We start from the raw sequence: 1,231 nt of genomic DNA on the forward strand, positions 1-1,231 counted from the left end.
CATAGGCGAGCGCCTTGCCGGAACCTTCGATATCGGCGCCGGCCGGGATGACGCCGACCGGGAAGGCGAGTGCGGCCACATCGATGCCGCGGCTGAAAGCGGTCTTGCCGATCTGCAGCGAAAGGGCGTGGTTGTCCTCCGATTCCGCCCTGGCGGCGAGGATCGCCAGTTCCCCGGGACTGGTCATTTCTTCCGCCAGCGCGCGATAGAGCACCGCGGCGCGCTTGCCGTGGCCGGCATCTTCGAGCCTTGCGATCGCCCGGACGGCTTCGCGGCTTTCGAAATTCTGGCGGTCGACCCCGCTCGGGTTCGGATAGGTGACGTCGAGCGATTTGAGGTCCAGCCGCGCGGCGGCCAACTGACCGTAGAACGTGCTGGAGAAATGCGCCGCCTTGGAGAAGAACTCCTTGGCACTGCCCGGACCGCCGTCTTCGGCGGCGCGGCCGAGCCAGTAGAGGGCGCGCGAAGCGGACAGCGGCTTGTTCGAAGTGTCGAGGATCTTGCGGAAGTGCTTTTCGGCAGTTTCCGGTTCATGCAGCGCCCGCAGCGCATACCAGCCCGCGTGGAATTCCGCATCGACGATATCGGTGGAGGAGGCGGCGACATAATTGGCCGCGGTCCGGTAGGCGAGCTTGAATTCGCCCTGATCGGCAAGACCGCGCGCCACGATGCGCCGCTCGTTCCACCATTCCGTCGTATTGACCAGTTTTGCCGCGTCGCGCGGTGCCTTTTCGAGCAGGTCCGCCGCATCCTGATATTTGTCCTGGCGGCGAAGATATTCGACACGGGCGAAGAGATAACCCGCATCGTCCTTCAGCGAGCCGTCGACGGCGTTCAGCAGCGCCTCGGCATTCTTGGCATTGCCGATGACCGCAGCCCAGGCCTTGTAGAGCGATTGCGCCTTGCCGAGATCGCCAAATCGCTTGGCCTGCGCTGCGCGCCCCTTGTACATCAGGAAGTCCATGCGCGCCTTATGGTCGGCGGCGGTGAAAAGCGCCGAGAACTCGGCGAGGATCTTGTCCTCGGTCGGTTTGTCGAGTGTGTCGGTGAGCCAGATCTGCCGCAGCGGACGGGCAGCCTCCGCCTGTTTGCCGGAGGCGACGAGCGCGCGGGCGAGGATGATCGTGCCCTCGGTGGTTTCCGGCCGGGTTGCGCCGAAGGCTGCGAGGACGGTCGGGGCAGGCGGGTTTTCACGATAAAGCGCGCGTTCGGAATTGGCGCGCAGGCCCTT

General features: G+C 65.2%; 1 pseudogene. It reads right to left on the reverse strand.

What is annotated here, in order from left to right:
* Window positions 1-1,231: pseudogene (locus tag MOV61_RS29960) on the reverse strand (lytic transglycosylase domain-containing protein); the annotation flags it as partial.

This window comes from Neorhizobium sp. BETTINA12A (assembly GCF_023006485.1).
In the GTDB taxonomy this organism is placed as follows: Bacteria; Pseudomonadota; Alphaproteobacteria; order Rhizobiales; family Rhizobiaceae; genus Neorhizobium.